Genomic DNA, 16,491 nt, shown 5'->3' with positions numbered 1-16,491 from the left:
TGGTGGAAGCCGCGGCGGAGAGCTGGCCCTGCCGAATCCCGGCAATCCTACCGGTGGCCGGCAGACGGGCGTCAGCGCCGCACGGCAGCGCCGGGCGCGCCGCGGGTGGCACGCCCGGCGGAGCTCGCCCGGCCCGGCCCGGTGGCCGGTCAGATTGCGGCGCGCACCAGGTCCGCGAAGTACGCGTGCAGGCGCCGATCGTCGGTCAGCTCGGGATGGAACGAGGTCGCCAGCAGGTTTCCCTGGCGGACCGCGACGATCCGACCCGCCGCCGGACCCTCGGCCACCGTGCCGAGCACCTCGACACCCCGGCCGACGCGCTCGACCCAGGGCGCCCGGATGAACAGCACGTGGAGCGGATCGCCGTCGATGCCCGCCATGCTCACCGGCGCCTCGAACGAGGCGATCTGCCGACCGAACGCGTTGCGCCGGACCGTCATCTCGATGCCGGCGAAGCCACGCTGGTCGGATCGGCCGTCGAGTACCTCACTCGCCAACATGATCATGCCGGCACAGGAGCCGTAGACGGGCATGCCGTCGGCGATCCGTTTGTCGATCGGCTCGCGCAGCTCAAAAAGATCGACCAACCTGCTGATCGTGGTGGACTCGCCCCCCGGGATGACCAGCCCGTCAACTGTCTCCAGTTCCTTGGGGCGACGGACCGGGCGGGCATCCGCACCCGCCGCCGCCAGGGCTGCCGTGTGTTCCCGGACATCGCCCTGCAGCGCGAGCACACCGATGACGGGTGCCGTCATGTCCGCTCCTTCCGGAGGGTGGCGAACAGCCCCTGCGGCCGGCCCGCCGGCGTCGGCAGGGGCTGCACTCCCCTCACCGGCCGCGCTCGGCCAGGCGGTCCGACTGCGAAAGGGTGCCGGCGTTGATACCGACCATGGCCTCGCCGAGCCCGCGGGAGATCTTGGCCAGCGTCTCCGGGTCGTCGTGGAAGGTGGTGGCCTTGACGATCGCGGCAGCCCGGTGGGCCGGGTTGTCGGACTTGAAGATGCCGGAGCCGACGAAGACCCCCTCGGCACCGAGCTGCATCATCATGGCGGCGTCGGCCGGGGTGGCGATACCACCGGCGGTGAAGAGCACCACCGGCAGCTTGCCCGTCTCGGCGATCTCCTTGACCAGTTCGTACGGCGCCTGGAGATCCTTGGCAGCCAGGTACAGCTCGTCGGTGGGCAGGGACTGGAGCCGGCGGATCTCGGTACGAATCCCCCGCATGTGGGTGGTGGCGTTGGAGACGTCGCCGGTGCCGGCCTCACCCTTCGACCGGATCATGGCCGCGCCCTCGGTGATCCGCCGCAGCGCCTCGCCCAGATTGGTCGCGCCACAGACGAAGGGCACCGTGAAGGCCCACTTGTCGACGTGGTTCGCGTAGTCCGCCGGGGTCAGTACCTCCGACTCGTCGACGTAGTCGACACCGAGCGACTGGAGGATCTGCGCCTCGACGAAGTGACCGATCCGGACCTTGGCCATGACCGGGATCGAGACCGCGTCCATGATGCTGTCGATCATGTCCGGATCGCTCATCCGGGAGACCCCGCCCTGGGCCCGGATGTCCGAGGGGACGCGCTCCAGCGCCATCACCGCGACCGCACCGGCGTCCTCAGCGATCTTGGCCTGCTCTGCGGTGACCACGTCCATGATCACACCGCCCTTGAGCATCTCGGCCATCCCCCGCTTCACGTGGGCGGTACCGGTGACCGGGGCGTTGGTGGAAGAATTCGAAGTCTGAGAATCGGGCACGGTTCATCGCTCCTAGTGGCGTGCACGAGAGTGGCTGGCGAGAATGCTACGAGGGGCCACCCCGGCAGCCCGACAGCCAATCAGACCCATGGTGGCCTGCCCTGTGTCCGGCATCACGTACCCGGTCAGTCCTCGACTATGTCCCCGGGGGCGACCAGCGTCGGTTCGTCGATGTCGAAGTACCGCGGCCACGGGCGCCGGCGCCCCATCCGTAACAGCCGCACCAGCGGCCGGCCCCGGGCCGCACGGGCGTCCCGGACCAGATCCGTGTGCACCTGGCGGGCCAGGGCCAGCCGTCGACTGGCGGCGATGACGGCCTCGGTATCCGGATCGTCGGAATCGAGCGGTAACGCCCGTAGCTGCCGGGTGAGGTCGTTCTCGGCGGCCTCCCGCTCGTCCGGACGCACGTCCAGGGCAACCCGTGCCGCCGCATACAACTCAACGCCGTACCGACGCTCGGCGAGCACCGCGGCGGTCGCGGCCCGGCGCAGCAGATGGGCGTCGAGCGCCCGGGCCGCGAGCTCCGCCCGGTCCTGCAACCGCTCGACCCGGCCGGCGGTCCAGACGAGGTACGTCGCCAGCAGCGCGCCGACCAGCGTCACACCCACCAACCACCACATGCCCGGCATCGTAGTGCTGCTCCATTCCCCTCCGCCGGCCTCCCGCTACCGCCGTCCCATCGGTCAGCCCAGCCCCACCCACTCCTGGTCGATGACCCGGCCGTCAGCGGCCTCAATCGCGGCTGCGTACACCTCGAGAATCCGGCGGGCAACCGTGGGCCAGTCAAAGGTCGCCACCACCTGATCCGCGTAGGCGGTCAGCTCAGCCCGCGCGTCCGCGTCGTCCAGGAGGTCGGCCAGCGCAGCCTGTAACGCCTCCGGATCGCCGGTCCGAAACAGGCGGCCGGCGCGGCCCCGATCCAACACGCGGCGAAACGCGTCGAGATCGCTCGCAACGACAGCGGTTCCCGCCGCGAGCGCCTCGGTGAGGATCATGCCGAACGACTCCCCGCCGGTATTCGGCGCCACGTAGAGGTGGACGCTCCGCAGCATCCGCGCCTTGTCCTCCTCGGAGACCAGCCCGAGAAAGGTGATTCGGTCCCGCAGCTCGGCCGGGAACTGGCCGTACAGGTCGGTCGGATCACCGGGCCCGGCGACCAGCAGACGCAGCCCCGGACGCTCCGAGGCCAACTGCACGAACGCGTCCCGCAGCACCGGGAAGCCCTTCCGGGCTTCGGTGAAGCGACCGAGGAAGCCGATCGTGCCGCCGTGGCCGGGAACGCACGACCCTGGCCAGCCCGGCAGCGGCTGGGCATCGGCGAACTTCGCGACGGCCACCCCGTTCGGGATCTCCACCGCCCCGCCGTCCATGTGCTCGACCTGCACCTTGCGTGCCAGGGCGCTCACCGCGATCCGGGCGGTGATGCGCTCCAGCACGATCTGGAGTACCCCCTGGGCCGCGGCGAGCACCCGAGAACGCGTCATCGCCGTGTGGAAGGTCGCTACCACCGGCCCCCGCGCGGAGAGCACGGCGAGCATCGACAGGCTCAGCGCCAGCGGCTCGTGCACGTGCAGCACGTCGAAGTCGCCCCGGTTGATCCAGCGGCGGACGCGCGCGGTGGAGACCGGGCCGAAGGCGACCCGGGCCACCGACCCGTTGTACGGCAGCGGAACCGCCCGACCAGCCGGCACCACGTACGGCGGCAGGTCCGACTCCTCATCCGCGGGGGCCAGGACGCTCACCTCGTGCCCGAGCCCGATCAGCGCCTCGGCGAGATCCATCACGTGGTTCTGCACGCCGCCGGGCACATCCAGGGAGTACGGGCACACGATGCCGATCCGCACGTTGGCGCCCCTCCCTCAGACCTGTCCGACAGTCGGCGAGGGCTGCGCCGCGCCGTTGGATGTGACGCGCTGGTCCAGCCACATCCGTTGCAACATGTGCCAGTCTTGCGGATGCCGGGCTATGCCCGCCGCCAGACCGTCGGCGACCCGCTGGGCCAGCAACCGCACCCGTACGTCGAGCGGGCCCTGCTCGGGACCGGGCAGGTCCAGTGGCCCCTCGATCGTGGCACACGCGACATCCGGCTCATACCACAAGGAGGCGACGTAGAGCGGCGCACCGGTGCGGAGCGCCAGCAGGGCCGGGCCGGGCGGCATCCGGGTCTGGGCACCGAAGAAGTCGACCGTCACGCCCCGGGCCGACAGGTCCCGGTCGGCGAGCAGCGGCACCACATAGCCGGCGTTCACCCGGTCAACCAGCACGTCGAAGGCGGGCCGTTCGCCACCGTGGGTGGGCAGGATCTCCATCCCCAGACCCCGCCGGAACGCGAGAAAGCGCTGGTAGATCCCCTCGGGTTTGAGCCGCTCGGCGACGGTGGCGATCGGCCAGCCCATCGCCGCGACCCAGGCACCCGCCATGTCCCAGTTGCCGGAGTGCGGCAACGCCACGATCGCGCCGCGGCCGGCGGCCACATCCGCGGCGAGCGTCTCCTCGCGGTCAAGCCGGAATCTGGCGAGCAGCTCGGCCCGGCTCAGCGTGGGCAGACGGAACGTCTCCATCCAGTACCGGGCGTAGGAGCGCAGACCGGCTCGAACCAACCCGTCCAGCTCGGCCTCGGAAACCTCCGGCCCCACCACCCGGCGCAGGTTGGCGCGGAGTCGGGCCGTGCCACCACCGCCGCGGCGGTAGGTGTGGTCGGCGCCCGCCCGGAAGACGGTGGCCGCCACCGGCCGGGGCAGTGCCCGGACCGCACGCCACCCCGCGAGGTAGGCCAGCTCGGTGAGGTTCACCGGCGCCGCCCCTCGACCGCCCTCACCCCTGCCTGCCCGAAGCGGTGGAGACCTGCTGGGCCTGCCGGTACACGTGGGCCATCCGCTGCCCCACCGTGAAGATCGAGACGGCGGCGAGCAGCCAGAGCGCGGCCGGCAGGGCGACCTTCAGGCCGAGACCGGCCACCAGGCCCCCGACGCCGACGATCAGCAGCCGCTCCGTGCGTTCGGCAATGCCCACGTTGCAGGTCAGGCCGAGCCCTTCGGCCCGCGCCTTCACGTACGAGACGAGTCCACCGGCGGCCAGACAGAGCAACGCGGCGGCGACCCCCGAGTGGTCGCCCTCAGTGGCGAGGTAGTAGGCCACCGCCCCGAAGACCGCGCTGTCGGCGACCCGGTCCATGCTCGAGTCGAGGAACGCCCCGAACCGGGTGGAGCCACCGCTCATCCGGGCCATCGTCCCGTCCAGCAGATCGGTGAGGGCGAAGACGGTGACGATCAACGCGCCGGCGACGAGATGACCGCGGGCTCCGAAGCCGAGCGCTCCGACGAGCACCCCGAGGGTGCCCGTCACGGTAACCGTGTTGGGGGTCACGCCCGCACGTAGCAGGCGGCGTGCGACCGGTTCGACGACGCGGGTCATGCCCGCACGGGCCGTCACTTGGAAGATCTTCGCCATGGCGGTCCCACGATAACGGTCCGGTGCTCCCAGCGGTACGGACGGTCGGGCGACCCGCCCGAGGGAACTTGTGCCGTACGGGCATCGGGGTGTCTGATCGACCCAGAAAGGTGAGGCAACTCACCGCTCCGCCCGTCCCGTTCCCGCTGAACAGCAGTACCCCGGAGGATATCGCCGCGCACCCGCCCCAAGCCGCTTTCTCTCGCGCGCGGCGGTCGCCACCACACACCGGCTGAGGGAGGTGCGCCCATGGCGCAGAAGAGTCAGGACAAGGGGGTCGCCGGCGCGGTACCGGCGGTGACCCACCCCGGAGACATCCGCAACGTGGTGCTCGTCGGGCACTCCGGTGCCGGCAAGACGACCCTGGTCGAGGCGTTACTCGCGGCGACCGGCACGATCGGCCGCGCCGGGAACGTCGCCGACGGCACCACCACCTGCGACCACGATCCGGCGGCCGTCCGCCAACAGCGGTCGGTGACCCTGGCCTGCGCGCCGCTCGTGCACGACGGGATCAAGGTCAACCTGCTGGACACCCCCGGCTACGCGGACTTCGTCGGCGAGCTGCGCGCCGGGCTGCGGGCCGCCGATGCCGCGCTCTTCGTCGTCTCCGCCGTGGACGGGATGGATGCCACCACCGCCGCGTTGTGGGAGGAGTGCGCGGCCGTGAACATGCCCCGCGCGGTAGCCGTCTCCCGGCTGGACCACCCACGCGCGGACTTCGACGAGGCGGTCGCCCTCTGCCAGCGGGTGTTCGGCGACAACGTGCTCCCGCTCTACCTGCCGATGCTCGGCGACGACGGCGTCTCCACCGCCGGACTGCTCGGGCTGATCACCCGCCGGATCCTCGACTACACCGCCGGGCTGCCCGCCGAGGTGCGGCAGCCGGACCCGGAGCACCTGCCGGCGATCGCCGAGTCCCGCAACGAACTGATCGAGGGGATCATCGCCGAGAGCGAGGACGAGACCCTCATGGACCGGTACCTCGAGGGTGCCGAGATCGGCACCGACATCCTCGTCGAGGATCTGGAGAAGGCGGTCGCACGCGGTCACTTCTATCCCGTCGTGCCGGTCTGCGCGCAGACCGGGGTCGGGCTCGACGCCCTGTTGGAGGTGCTCACCGCGGCTTTCCCCTCACCGCTGGAGCATGACCTCCCGGCGGTGACCGGGGTGGACGGCACCCCCCACCCCCCGCTGGCCTGCGATCCGGCCGGGCCACTGGTCGCCGAGGTGGTCAAGACCACCATCGACCGACATGTGGGGCGGGTCTCCCTGGTCCGGGTCTTCTCCGGCACGCTCCGCCCCGAACAGGTCGTGCACGTCTCCGGGCATGGTCTGGCTGACCGCGGCCACCCGGACCACGACGCCGACGAGCGGGTCGCCCACCTCTACTCGCCGCTCGGCGCGGCGCTGCGCGAGGTGCGCGCCGGTGTCGCCGGTGACCTCTGTGCGCTCACCAAGTCGGGCAGCGCGGAGACCGGCGACACCATCTCGGCCAAGGACGACCCGCTGCTGGTCGCGCCCTGGGAGATGCCGGAGCCGCTCCTGCCGGTGGCGATCGTGGCGCGTACCCGTGCCGACGAGGACGCACTCGCCCGCAACCTGGCCCGGCTGGTGGCCGGTGACCCCAGCCTGCGGCTACACCGGGACAGCGAGACCCATCAGCTGGTGCTCTGGTGCATGGGTGAGGCGCATGCCGACGTGGTGCTGGATCGGTTGCGGAGCGGCGGGGTGGAGCTGGACACGGCACCGGTGCGGGTCGCCCTTCGGGAGACGTTCACCGTGCCGGCGAAGGGGCACGGCCGGCACGTCAAGCAGTCCGGCGGGCACGGCCAGTACGCCGTCTGCGACATCGAGGTGGAACCGCTACCCCGTGGCACCGGCTTCGAGTTCGTCAACCGGGTGGTGGGCGGGGCCGTACCGCACAACTACATCCCATCGGTGGAGAAGGGGGTCCGTGCCCAGCTGGAGCGGGGACTGGCGGCTGGCGCACCCCTTGTGGACCTGCGGGTGACGCTCGTGGACGGAAAGGCCCACAGCGTCGACTCCTCCGACGCGGCGTTCCAGACCGCCGGTGCGCTGGCGCTCAAGGACGCGGCCGACAAGGGCCAGCCGATACTGCTGGAACCGGTCGACGAGGTGGTTGTCCGGGTGCCCGACGGGTCGGTCGGCGCGGTGCTGGGCGACCTCTCCGGCCGGCACGGCCGGGTGCTCGGCACCGAACCCGACACCACCGCCGAAGGGCGAACGCTGGTCCGCGCCGAGGTCGCCGCGACCGAACTCCTCCGCTACGCGGTGGAGCTGCGCTCGATGACCGCCGGTACGGGCACCTTCCGCCGCGAGTTCGCCCGCTACGAACCCATGCCCAGCCACCGGGCCGACCGGGTCCGCGCAGAGGACGCCTGAGCGCGTACCGCGACGGTGGTCGCCATCTCCGGTCCGCCGGCGGGGCGGCGGCACCACTGGATCGGCGGAGTCAGGAGGGCCAGGCACTGGCCAGCAACGCGCGGGTGTCACCGAGCAGCTGCGGCAGAACCTTGGTACGACCGATCACCGGCATGAAGTTGGCGTCACCGCCCCACCGGGGCACCACGTGCTGGTGCAGGTGCGCGGCGATACCGGCGCCGGCGACCCCGCCCTGGTTCATCCCGAGGTTGAAGCCGTGCGCACTGCTGACCTTGCGGATGACACGCATCGCGGTCTGGGTAACGGCGGCCAGCTCCGCCGTCTCCCGGTCGTCGAGGTCGGTGTAGTCGGCAACATGCCGGTAGGGGCAGACCAGGAGGTGCCCCGGGTTGTACGGGTACAGGTTGAGCACCACGAACACGTGCTCACCCCGCGTCACGACCAGGTTCTCCGGCTCCGGACGCCGGGGGGCGAGACAGAAGGGGCAGCCGCCGGGCCGCTCGTATCCGCCCTCGGGCCGGTCCCCACCGGAGATGTACGTCATCCGATGGGGGGTCCAGAGCCGGTCCAGACCGTCGGCCATAGCGTCGCTGTCGGTGTGTTCCTCCGCCCCAGTCACAGCAGCGATCCTACGGCCCACCGCCGGGTGGGCCGTAGCCGCTGGCCCGGCGCCCGTCACCCCTCGGCAGCGGAGGGGCCCTGGTTGGCGCGGGAGTTGACCACATCGAGGACGTGGTTGACCGCCTCGGCCGCCGGCACACCGTTACGCTGCGAGCCGTCCCGGTAGCGGAACGACATGGTGCCCGCCGCCACGTCGTCGTCGCCAGCGATCACCATGAACGGGATCTTCTGCTGCTGGGCGGTGCGGATCTTCTTCTGCATCCGGTCGTCACCGGCGTCGACCTGGGCCCGGATACCCGCGGCGCGCAGTGCGGCGACGAAGCCGTCCAGGTACTCGGTATGCTCTGCGCGGATCGGGATGCCGACCACCTGCACCGGCGCCAACCAGGCCGGGAACGCTCCGGCGTAGTGCTCGGTGAGTACGCCGATGAAGCGCTCGATCGAACCGAACTTCGCGCAGTGAATCATGATCGGCTGCTGGCGGGTACCGTCGGCTGCCTGGTACTCCAGCCCGAAGCCCGCCGGCTGGTTGAAGTCGTACTGGATCGTCGACATCTGCCAGGTACGGCCGATGGCGTCCTTGGCCTGGACCGAGATCTTCGGGCCGTAGAAGGCCGCACCCCCCGGGTCCGGCACCAGCTCGAGCCCAGTGTCGCGGGCGCACTGCTCCAGCACCGCCGTCGCCGTCGCCCAGTCCTCGGCGGAACCGACGAACTTGTCCGGCTTGGTGTCGTCGCGGGTGGACAGTTCGAGGAAGAAGTCGGTGATACCGAAGTCCTGTAGGAGGCCGAGCACGAAGGCCAGCAGGTGCTTGATCTCCGCTGGTGCCTGCTCCTTGGTGCAGTAGGAGTGCGAGTCGTCCTGGGTGAACCCACGCACCCGGGTCAACCCGTGGATGACGCCGGACTTCTCGTACCGGTAGACCGAGCCGAACTCGAACAGCCGCATCGGCAGTTCCCGGTAGGAACGCCCGCGCGACCGGTAGATCAGGTTGTGCATCGGGCAGTTCATCGCCTTGAGGTAGTAGTCCGCCCCTTCGAACTGCATGGGCGGGAACATCCCGTCGGCGTAGTACGGCAGGTGGCCCGAGGTGTGGAAGAGGCCTTCCTTCGAGATGTGCGGGGTGCCGACGTAGTCGAAACCCTCCTCGATGTGCCGGGACCGGACGTAGTCCTCCATCGTCCGCTTGAGCACGCCGCCCTTGGGGTGAAACACCGGGAGGCCGGAGCCGATCTCATCGGGGAAGCTGAACAGGTCGAGGTCCGCACCCAGCTTGCGGTGGTCACGCCGGGCGGCCTCCTCCAACAACCGCAGGTACGCCTTCAGCTCGTCGCGGGTCGGCCACGCGGTGCCGTACACCCGCTGTAGCTGTGGGTTCTTCTCCGAGCCACGCCAGTATGCAGCGGCCGACCGCATCAGCTTGAACGCCCCGATCAGTCGGGTGTTCGGCAGGTGCGGACCGCGGCACAGATCCGACCAGCAGACCTTGTCCGCGTCGGCGGCGAGATTGTCGTAGCTGGTCAGTTCGCCGCCGCCAACCTCCATCACCTGGGAGGAGTCCAGCCCGTCGCCCTTGAGCTCGATCAGCTCCAGTTTGAACGGCTCAGCCGCGAGTTCGCCACGGGCCTCGTCCAGGTCCCGGAAGCGGCGGCGGCGGAACCGCTGACCAGACTTGATGATCTCCTGCATCCGCTTTTCCAGCTTCGTCAGGTCCTCGGGCTGGAACGGCTGGTCAACCGCGAAGTCGTAGTAGAAGCCATTCTCGATCGGCGGGCCGATGCCCAGCTTCGCCTCGGGAAAGAGATCCTGCACGGCCTGGGCGAGCACATGGGCCGTGGAGTGCCGGAGCACGGCCAGCCCGTCCGGGGTGTCGATGCCGACCGGCTCGACCATGGTCTCCTGTTCCGGGGTCCAGTCAAGGTCGCGAAGCTGGCCCCGCGGGTCCCGCACCACGACGACCGCACCGCGACCGGTCATCGGCAGTCCGGCCGCCGCGACCGCGTCGGCCGCCGTCGTCCCGGCGGCCACGACAACGGGGTCGGCCACGACGGGGTTACGGGGTGCGGACACGGTGACTCCTCATGGCAGACGGTACGACTCGCTGCCGATGCTATCGGTCGACCCGCCGCGCACCCGCCGCGGCCGGGCCACCGGCTCTCAGGGCAACCAGTCCGGCAGCGGTTCGCGGGCGTCCACCCACTCGGTCGGCACTCCGGTCGGGGTGCCGACGCCGGTGTGGGCCGCGACGATCGCGCCGACGATCGCCGTGGTGGTGTCCATGTCCCCGCCCGCCTCGACGCAGGCCCGCACGGCCGCCGGGTAGTCGTCAAGGTGAGCGGCGGCGACCCAGCAGGTGAAGGCGACAGTGTCCGGTGCGGTAGCACGGGACCCGTTGCCGAGTTCGGCGACCGCCGTTCCCAGCGGACGGCCGAGCAGACCCGCGGCCCGACAGACCCCACGGTGCACGTCGGTCGCTGGGTCGAGCGCGGCAGCGACCCCTGCGAGCAGTCGCTCCGGCGCTGGGCGGTGACCGTTCAGCCGGCCCCGGGCGGCCAGCGACGCCGCCACCGCCACCGCCACCGCACCGGCGATGCCCTCCGGATGGGCGTGGGTCACCTCGGCCGAGGCGCGGGCCTGGGCGGCCGCGCGGGTGCTCGAGTCAGCGAAGTATGCCCCGAGCGGCCCGACCCGCATCGCGGCGCCGTTGCCGCAGGAGCCCTGCCCGGCGAAGGCGGAGGCCGCGGCCACCGGCCATGGGGTGCCGGTGCGGATCAGCCGTAGGAGGCCGACCGCCCCCCGACCGTATCCCCGGTACGGTTCGCACCGCTCGGCGAAGGCCAGGGCGAGCGCGTCCCGGTCGATCCACCCGGTCTCGCCGAGCGCGGCGACGATCGAGCAGGCCATCTCGGTGTCGTCGGTCCACTCCCACGGGGACGGCGGGAGCCAGCCGGCGGCCAGGTCGGCCGGCTGGCGACCGGGGACGAAGAACTGGGAGCCGAGGGCGTCACCGACCGACAGCCCGGCCAACGCGTCCCGGGCGAGCGCGAGCCTCGTGTCGGCGAAGAGGGTGAAGGACATCGTTGTACCAGCTTGCCGCTTTCGCCGCGATGCCGCAACGCGACCAGCTTGCCGTACCGAGTACCGTCTTGGAGTGGCCAACGTGCTCCTGGTCGAAGACGATCACGTCGTCCGCGGCGCAATGCTGCGCTCCCTCACCGGCCGGGGGCACGCCGTACACGCTGTTGGCACCGCGCTCGAGGCCCTGCGCCGGGTGGCGGCGGAGACACCCGACCTCGTGGTGCTCGACCTGGGCCTGCCCGACCTCGACGGTTCCGACGCCCTTCGGATGCTGCGGGGTATCACCGACATCCCGATCATCATCGCCACCGCGCGCGACGACGAACAGTCGGTGGTCCGGCTGCTGCGCGCCGGCGCCGACGACTACATGGTCAAGCCGTTCACCGGGGCGCACCTGGACGCCCGGATCACGACCGTGCTGCGGCGGGTCGGACGGGCCAGTCGGACAGTCCAGCCCGCCGTTCACGAGGTCGGCGGGCTGCGCATCGATGTCGGCGAACGCAGTGCCGAACTGGACGGGGAGCCGTTGGCACTGACCCGTAAGGAGTTCGACCTGCTGGCGTACCTGGCCGCGCGACCGGGCCGGGTAGTGTCGCGCCGGGAACTCTTGGAGGAGGTATGGCGACAACCGTCGGTCGGCGAGGACCAGACCATCGACGTTCACCTCTACTGGCTACGTCGCAAAATGGGCGAGACCGCGGCGAAGCCGCGCTACCTGCGCACCGTGCGGGGGGTGGGCCTCCGACTGGTAGCGCCCGGCTGAGGTGGTCGCTGGCCCTGACCGTGGCGGGTGTGTGCACGCTCACGGCCCTCACATTTCTGGCGCTGCCCGCCACCGGTTTCGGCGACGGGAGCCCGTGGTGGCTTCCGGTCGGCGTGGCGGCGGCGCTGGTCGCCGCAGCGGTGCTGGTGGTTGATCGTGTGGCGACCCGCACGGTGTCCGCGGCCCGGGACCTGGCGCAGGGAGCGCTGGCCCTCGGCGCGGGCGACCTCAACGTCCGGGTGGAGCCGAGCGGTCCACGAGAGTTGGTCGAGGCCGGGTACGCGTTCAACCGGATGGCCGAGCACCTCGTCGCCACCCGCGCGGACGAGCGGGAACTGGTGGCCGACCTGTCCCACCGACTACGAACCCCGCTGACCGCGCTTCGGCTGGACGCCGAGGCGCTGGACCCGGACGACACCAGCATCGGAACCTTCAGCGAGGCAGAGCTGGATCGTCGGCGTGGAATCCGGCGGATCCGACAGGCAATCGCCACGCTGGAGGGCGAGGTCGACCAGTTGATCAAGACCACCCGTAAGGCGGCCACCCAGGAGACCGCACCGGGTAGCTGCGATGCCAGCGAGGTGGTCCGGACACGGATGAGGTTCTGGTCCGCGCTGGCCGGCGACCAGAACCGGCCGTACCGGGTCACCGGGGCGCAGCTGCGCATCCCGGTGCCGGTGCCGCGCGCGGAGCTGGCCGCCGCACTGGACGCGGTGATCGGCAATGTGTTCCGTTACACGTCCCAGGGAACGGCGTTCGAGGTAGCGGTCTCCCGGCGGGACGGATACGTCGCCATCCGCATCGACGATGCCGGGCCGGGCGTCGCGGACCCGGACCGGGCACTGCGCCGGGGTGCCAGCGACCGTGGCTCGACCGGGCTCGGCCTGGATATCGCGAAGCGGGTCGCGGTGCAGGCCAACGGTTCGGTCAGCATCGACCGGGCCCGACTGGGCGGGGCGAGCGTGGTGATGCTGCTGGCCGACCCGGAGGCGACACCGCGGCAGGTCAGCCGGTTCGGTCTGGTAGGCCGAATGGCCCGCGAGGCCCGCGACCAAGCCGGCAGCCGCCGGCGCTGGAACTGGTACCGCCCGGCTGATCGCTGAACTGACCGAGCTGTGCCCACGCGTAAGTTCTCCTTAGATCCGGCTTAACGCCGGCGCTGCGCCAGCCCCGGTCTGCCAGGATCGGGGGCGACCCACCATTTCACCGGCCCGCCGCCCAGCGCAGCCCCGGCCGGTGGAGCCGTGCGCGCGGCGGGAACCCGTTCCCCCCCTCCTCCCGCCGCGCGCACCCCATGTCAGGACGCGCGCGCCAGGTAGGCGTCGATCTCCCCAGCGATCCGTTGCTTGCTCGCAGGATCGAGGAACGACGCGCTCACCGCGTTGTGGGCCAGCGCGACGACGCCCTGCGGACCGAGGCCGAGCAGCCGGGCAGCCACCGCGTACTCGTCGTTGAGGGTGGTGCCGAACATCGGCGGATCATCGGAGTTGATCGTGACCAACAGCCCGGCACCGACCAACCGGGGCAACGGGTGCTCCTCGATCCGAGGCACCGCGCGGGTGCGGACGTTGGAGGTCGGACACACCTCCAGGGCGATCTGCCGCTCAGCCAGGAACTCGAGCAGTTCGGGGTCCTCGACGGCGGCGATGCCGTGTCCGATTCGTTCGGCGCCCAGGTCACGCAGCGCGTCCCAGACGGTCTGCGCCCCGGTGGTCTCCCCGGCGTGCGGCGCCGACCGAAGGCCGGCCGCCCGCGCCTGGTCGAAGTACGGCTTGAACTGGGGTCGGGGCACACCGATCTCCGGGCCACCCAGCCCGAAGCTGATCAGGCCGTCGGGGCGCTCGTCCAGGCTGATCCGCAGGGTCTCCTCGGCGGCCGGCAGGCCGGCTTCACCGGGGATGTCGAAGCACCAGCGCAGCTCGATACCGAAGTCGGCGGCCGCCCGTTTGCGAGCGTCCTCGATCGCCTCGCAGAACGCCGGCGCGGGAATGCCACGGTGCACGTGCGAGTACGGGGTGACCGTCAGCTCCGCGTAGCGGACCTGCTGGCGGGCCAGTTCCCGGGCCACCTCGTGGGTGAGGAGCCAGACGTCCTCCTGGTCCCGGATCAGGTCCACCACGCTCAGGTAGACCTCGACGAAGTGCGCGAAGTCGCGGAAGGCAAAGTAGTCGGCGAGGGCGGCCGGGTCGGCCGGGACCGGGCTACGCCCCTCGTGCCGGGCGGCCAACTCGGCGACGATCCGGGGCGAGGCGGAGCCGACGTGGTGCACGTGCAGCTCTGCCTTGGGTAGTCCGGCGACGAAGGTGGACAGGTCAGTCACAGGTTCTCCTCTCCGCGGGCGGCGGCGGTACGGGCAACGAAAAAGACGCGGCGGAACGGAAAGCACACCTGGCCCTGCTGCACCGGGTACGCCTCGGCGAGCCGTACGCCCAGTTCCACCCGAAAGTCGGCCCAGCTGGCGGCGTCGAGCGTGGCGCGCACCGGACGCAGCGCGGTCCCCTCCATCCAACGCAGCACCGGATGGTCAGCGTCGGCCGGAGCCGGAAGCAGGTGCACGTAGCTAGTCTCCCAGGCGTCCACCGTGCAGCCCTCGGTGGCCAACAGTCGGGCGTAGCCGACCGAGTCGTCCACGGGTGCCTCGCGGAGCAGCGGGCCGAGCAGCGTGCGCCAGGCAGGACGGTTGGCCACCGTCCGCAGTGCCCGGTGCGACGGCGCGTCGAAGTTACCCGGCACCTGCACCGCGATGACGGCGCCAGCGGGCAGCTCGCGAGCCCAGCGGGTGAGCAGGGCCCGGTGGTCGGGTACCCACTGGAGCACGGCGTTGCTGATGACGACGTCCTGGTCTCGGCCCGGGCGCCAGTGGTGGACATCGGCGACGGCGAACTCCACCGGGCTGTCCAGCCTGGCGGCCCGGTCGATCATCTCCGGTGCGGCGTCGAGGCCGGTGATCCGGCTGCCGGGCCAGCGTTCGGCGAGGAGGGCGGTCAACGTGCCGGGCCCACAGCCGAGGTCAACCACCGCCCGGGGCCGGACGGTCGGCACCCGGGCAAGCAGGTCATGGAACGGCCGGGCCCGTTCGTCGCCGTAGCGCAGATATGTCATCGGATCCCACATGACGCCCCCAAACCGTACGTACGTCTTGTTAGATTAAGGCCCACCGTGAGTCTGGACAAGCCTGAATCATTAGGCTCACCTCATGGAGCAGCGCACCTTTCCCAGGCTGAACCGTGCCGTCGGCGTGGTTGGCCTCGGCACCTGGCAGCTCGGAGCCGACTGGGGCACCGTCAGCGAGGAGGCCGCCCTGAGCGTCCTCGCCGCCGCCGTCGACTCCGGGGTCTCCTTCCTCGACACCGCCGATGTCTACGGCGACGGGCGCAGCGAGACGTTGATCGGCCGGTTCCTGCGCACCCGGCCCGACGCCGACCTCACCGTCGCGACGAAGACGGGCCGACGGGTGGAGCAGCGGCCCGAGGCGTACACCCTCGCCCACCTCCGAGAGTGGACCGACCGGTCCCGGAGGAACCTCGGGGTCGACATCCTCGACCTGGTGCAACTGCACTGCCCACCGACACCGGTCTTCGCCGACGACGCGGTCTTCGAGGCCCTCGACACCCTGGTCGCCGAGGAACGGATCGCTGGATACGGCGTGAGTGTGGAGACCTGCGCGGAGGCGCTCACCGCAATCGCTCGGCCCGGAGTGGCCAGCGTCCAGATCATCCTCAACGCGCTGCGCCACAAGCCCCTGGAGCGGGTCCTACCGGCTGCCGCCGAGGCCGGCGTCGGCATCATCGCCCGGGTACCGCTGGCCAGTGGGTTACTCTCCGGCCGATACGACGAACACACCACCTTTGCCCCGAACGACCACCGCACCTACAACCGGCGGGGCGAGGCGTTCGACGTCGGTGAAACCTTCGCCGGCGTCGACCTCACCCGCGGCCTGGCCGCTGTCCGCCGGCTCGCGCCGCTGGTCGGCACGGAGCGGACGATGGCGCAGTTCGCGCTGCGCTGGGTCATCGACCAGCCCGGGATGACGGTGGTGATCCCCGGTGCCCGGGACGTGACCCAGGCCCGGACGAATGCCGAGACAGCCAGCCAGCGGAGCCTCTCCGACCAGGAAGGTGCTGTCGTCGCCGACGTGTACGACGACCTGGTTCGGCCGCAGGTCCACGACCGGTGGTGAACGGGACGAACGCCCCAGGCGGGCGGGAACGGGAAGTCGTGCTACGGGGCTGGCTGGCACTCGCGCTCGGGCTACTGGCCGTGGTGCTCGGAGCCCTCTGGACGGTACAGGGGCTGGGATACATCGAGGGCAGTGTGATGACCGGAGTACGGCTCTGGGCGGTCGCCGGTCCGGTGCTCGCGCTCGCCGGGTTGGTCGCGCTCTGGCTCGGCCTACGCACCCGCCGCCGCTGAGCCCCACAGGACCC

16 protein-coding genes are annotated in these 16,491 nt (G+C 71.1%); 5 read left to right on the top strand and 11 right to left on the bottom strand.

What is annotated here, in order from left to right; translation table 11 throughout:
- Positions 1-149: 149 nt before the first annotated feature.
- The 6 genes from pdxT to pgsA form a co-directional block, all read right to left on the bottom strand.
- Positions 150-755: a pyridoxal 5'-phosphate synthase glutaminase subunit PdxT gene (gene pdxT, locus STROP_RS09030; RefSeq protein WP_011905685.1), complete on the bottom strand. Its 606-nt coding sequence runs from the start codon at positions 753-755 to the stop codon at positions 150-152.
- A 73-nt stretch (positions 756-828) separates the two neighbouring features.
- Positions 829-1,749 carry a pyridoxal 5'-phosphate synthase lyase subunit PdxS gene (pdxS, locus tag STROP_RS09025; protein ID WP_011905684.1) on the bottom strand — a complete coding sequence of 307 codons (921 nt, stop codon included), beginning with the start codon at positions 1,747-1,749 and terminating at the stop codon, positions 829-831.
- 125 nt (positions 1,750-1,874) lie between these two features.
- Entirely contained in the window at positions 1,875-2,369 is a 495-nt protein-coding gene (locus STROP_RS09020; protein ID WP_026275010.1) for a hypothetical protein, read from the bottom strand.
- A 63-nt stretch (positions 2,370-2,432) separates the two neighbouring features.
- Positions 2,433-3,593 carry a glycosyltransferase family 4 protein gene (locus tag STROP_RS09015; protein ID WP_011905682.1) on the bottom strand — a complete coding sequence of 387 codons (1,161 nt, stop codon included), beginning with the start codon at positions 3,591-3,593 and terminating at the stop codon, positions 2,433-2,435.
- 15 nt (positions 3,594-3,608) lie between these two features.
- Positions 3,609-4,541, bottom strand: coding sequence for a phosphatidylinositol mannoside acyltransferase (locus tag STROP_RS09010; protein ID WP_011905681.1), 933 nt, complete (start codon positions 4,539-4,541; stop codon positions 3,609-3,611).
- A gap of 22 nt (positions 4,542-4,563) precedes the next feature.
- Positions 4,564-5,199 carry a phosphatidylinositol phosphate synthase gene (gene pgsA, locus STROP_RS09005; protein WP_011905680.1) on the bottom strand — a complete coding sequence of 212 codons (636 nt, stop codon included), beginning with the start codon at positions 5,197-5,199 and terminating at the stop codon, positions 4,564-4,566.
- A 249-nt stretch (positions 5,200-5,448) separates the two neighbouring features.
- On the opposite strand from pgsA, the gene STROP_RS09000 reads away from it, so the two are divergent.
- Positions 5,449-7,602, top strand: coding sequence for an elongation factor G-like protein EF-G2 (locus tag STROP_RS09000; protein ID WP_011905679.1), 2,154 nt, complete (start codon positions 5,449-5,451; stop codon positions 7,600-7,602).
- A gap of 70 nt (positions 7,603-7,672) precedes the next feature.
- Here the strand turns inward: STROP_RS09000 and STROP_RS08995 are convergent, their stop codons facing one another.
- From STROP_RS08995 to STROP_RS08985, 3 genes are all read right to left on the bottom strand, one after another.
- Positions 7,673-8,185, bottom strand: a complete 513-nt coding sequence (locus STROP_RS08995) for an HIT family protein (RefSeq protein ID WP_026275011.1) — start codon at positions 8,183-8,185, stop codon at positions 7,673-7,675.
- A 92-nt stretch (positions 8,186-8,277) separates the two neighbouring features.
- Positions 8,278-10,293 (bottom strand): threonine--tRNA ligase, encoded by a 2,016-nt coding sequence (thrS, locus tag STROP_RS08990; protein ID WP_011905677.1) that lies wholly within the window; start codon positions 10,291-10,293, stop codon positions 8,278-8,280.
- Between the two features lie 87 nt (positions 10,294-10,380).
- The gene (locus STROP_RS08985; RefSeq protein ID WP_011905676.1) at positions 10,381-11,301 is read right to left on the bottom strand and encodes an ADP-ribosylglycohydrolase family protein; all 921 of its coding nucleotides are present in this window, start codon (positions 11,299-11,301) and stop codon (positions 10,381-10,383) included.
- A 73-nt stretch (positions 11,302-11,374) separates the two neighbouring features.
- Between STROP_RS08985 and STROP_RS08980 the strand changes: the two genes are divergently transcribed.
- Together STROP_RS08980 and STROP_RS08975 are read left to right on the top strand one after the other, a co-directional pair.
- Entirely contained in the window at positions 11,375-12,064 is a 690-nt protein-coding gene (locus tag STROP_RS08980; RefSeq protein WP_018830351.1) for a response regulator transcription factor, read from the top strand.
- Between the two features lie 20 nt (positions 12,065-12,084).
- Positions 12,085-13,167: a HAMP domain-containing sensor histidine kinase gene (locus STROP_RS08975; protein WP_011905674.1), complete on the top strand. Its 1,083-nt coding sequence runs from the start codon at positions 12,085-12,087 to the stop codon at positions 13,165-13,167.
- A 194-nt stretch (positions 13,168-13,361) separates the two neighbouring features.
- On the opposite strand, the gene STROP_RS08970 is transcribed toward STROP_RS08975, so the two are convergent.
- Together STROP_RS08970 and STROP_RS08965 are read right to left on the bottom strand one after the other, a co-directional pair.
- On the bottom strand, positions 13,362-14,384 hold the full coding sequence (locus tag STROP_RS08970; protein ID WP_011905673.1) for an adenosine deaminase: 1,023 nt from the start codon (positions 14,382-14,384) through the stop codon (positions 13,362-13,364).
- Positions 14,381-15,178 carry a trans-aconitate 2-methyltransferase gene (locus STROP_RS08965; RefSeq protein WP_011905672.1) on the bottom strand — a complete coding sequence of 266 codons (798 nt, stop codon included), beginning with the start codon at positions 15,176-15,178 and terminating at the stop codon, positions 14,381-14,383. The genes STROP_RS08970 and STROP_RS08965 overlap by 4 nt, the downstream gene beginning before the upstream one ends.
- An 82-nt stretch (positions 15,179-15,260) precedes the next feature.
- On the opposite strand from STROP_RS08965, the gene STROP_RS08960 reads away from it, so the two are divergent.
- Together STROP_RS08960 and STROP_RS08955 are read left to right on the top strand one after the other, a co-directional pair.
- Positions 15,261-16,244 carry an aldo/keto reductase gene (locus STROP_RS08960; RefSeq protein WP_011905671.1) on the top strand — a complete coding sequence of 328 codons (984 nt, stop codon included), beginning with the start codon at positions 15,261-15,263 and terminating at the stop codon, positions 16,242-16,244.
- The gene (locus STROP_RS08955) at positions 16,238-16,477 is read left to right on the top strand and encodes a hypothetical protein (RefSeq protein WP_018830353.1); all 240 of its coding nucleotides are present in this window, start codon (positions 16,238-16,240) and stop codon (positions 16,475-16,477) included. The genes STROP_RS08960 and STROP_RS08955 overlap by 7 nt, the downstream gene beginning before the upstream one ends.
- Positions 16,478-16,491 lie beyond the last annotated feature (14 nt).

Origin of the sequence: Salinispora tropica CNB-440 (assembly GCF_000016425.1) — a bacterium.
GTDB lineage: Bacteria > Actinomycetota > Actinomycetes > Mycobacteriales > Micromonosporaceae > Micromonospora > Micromonospora tropica.
This window is presented reverse-complemented; position numbering and strand designations above follow the sequence as displayed.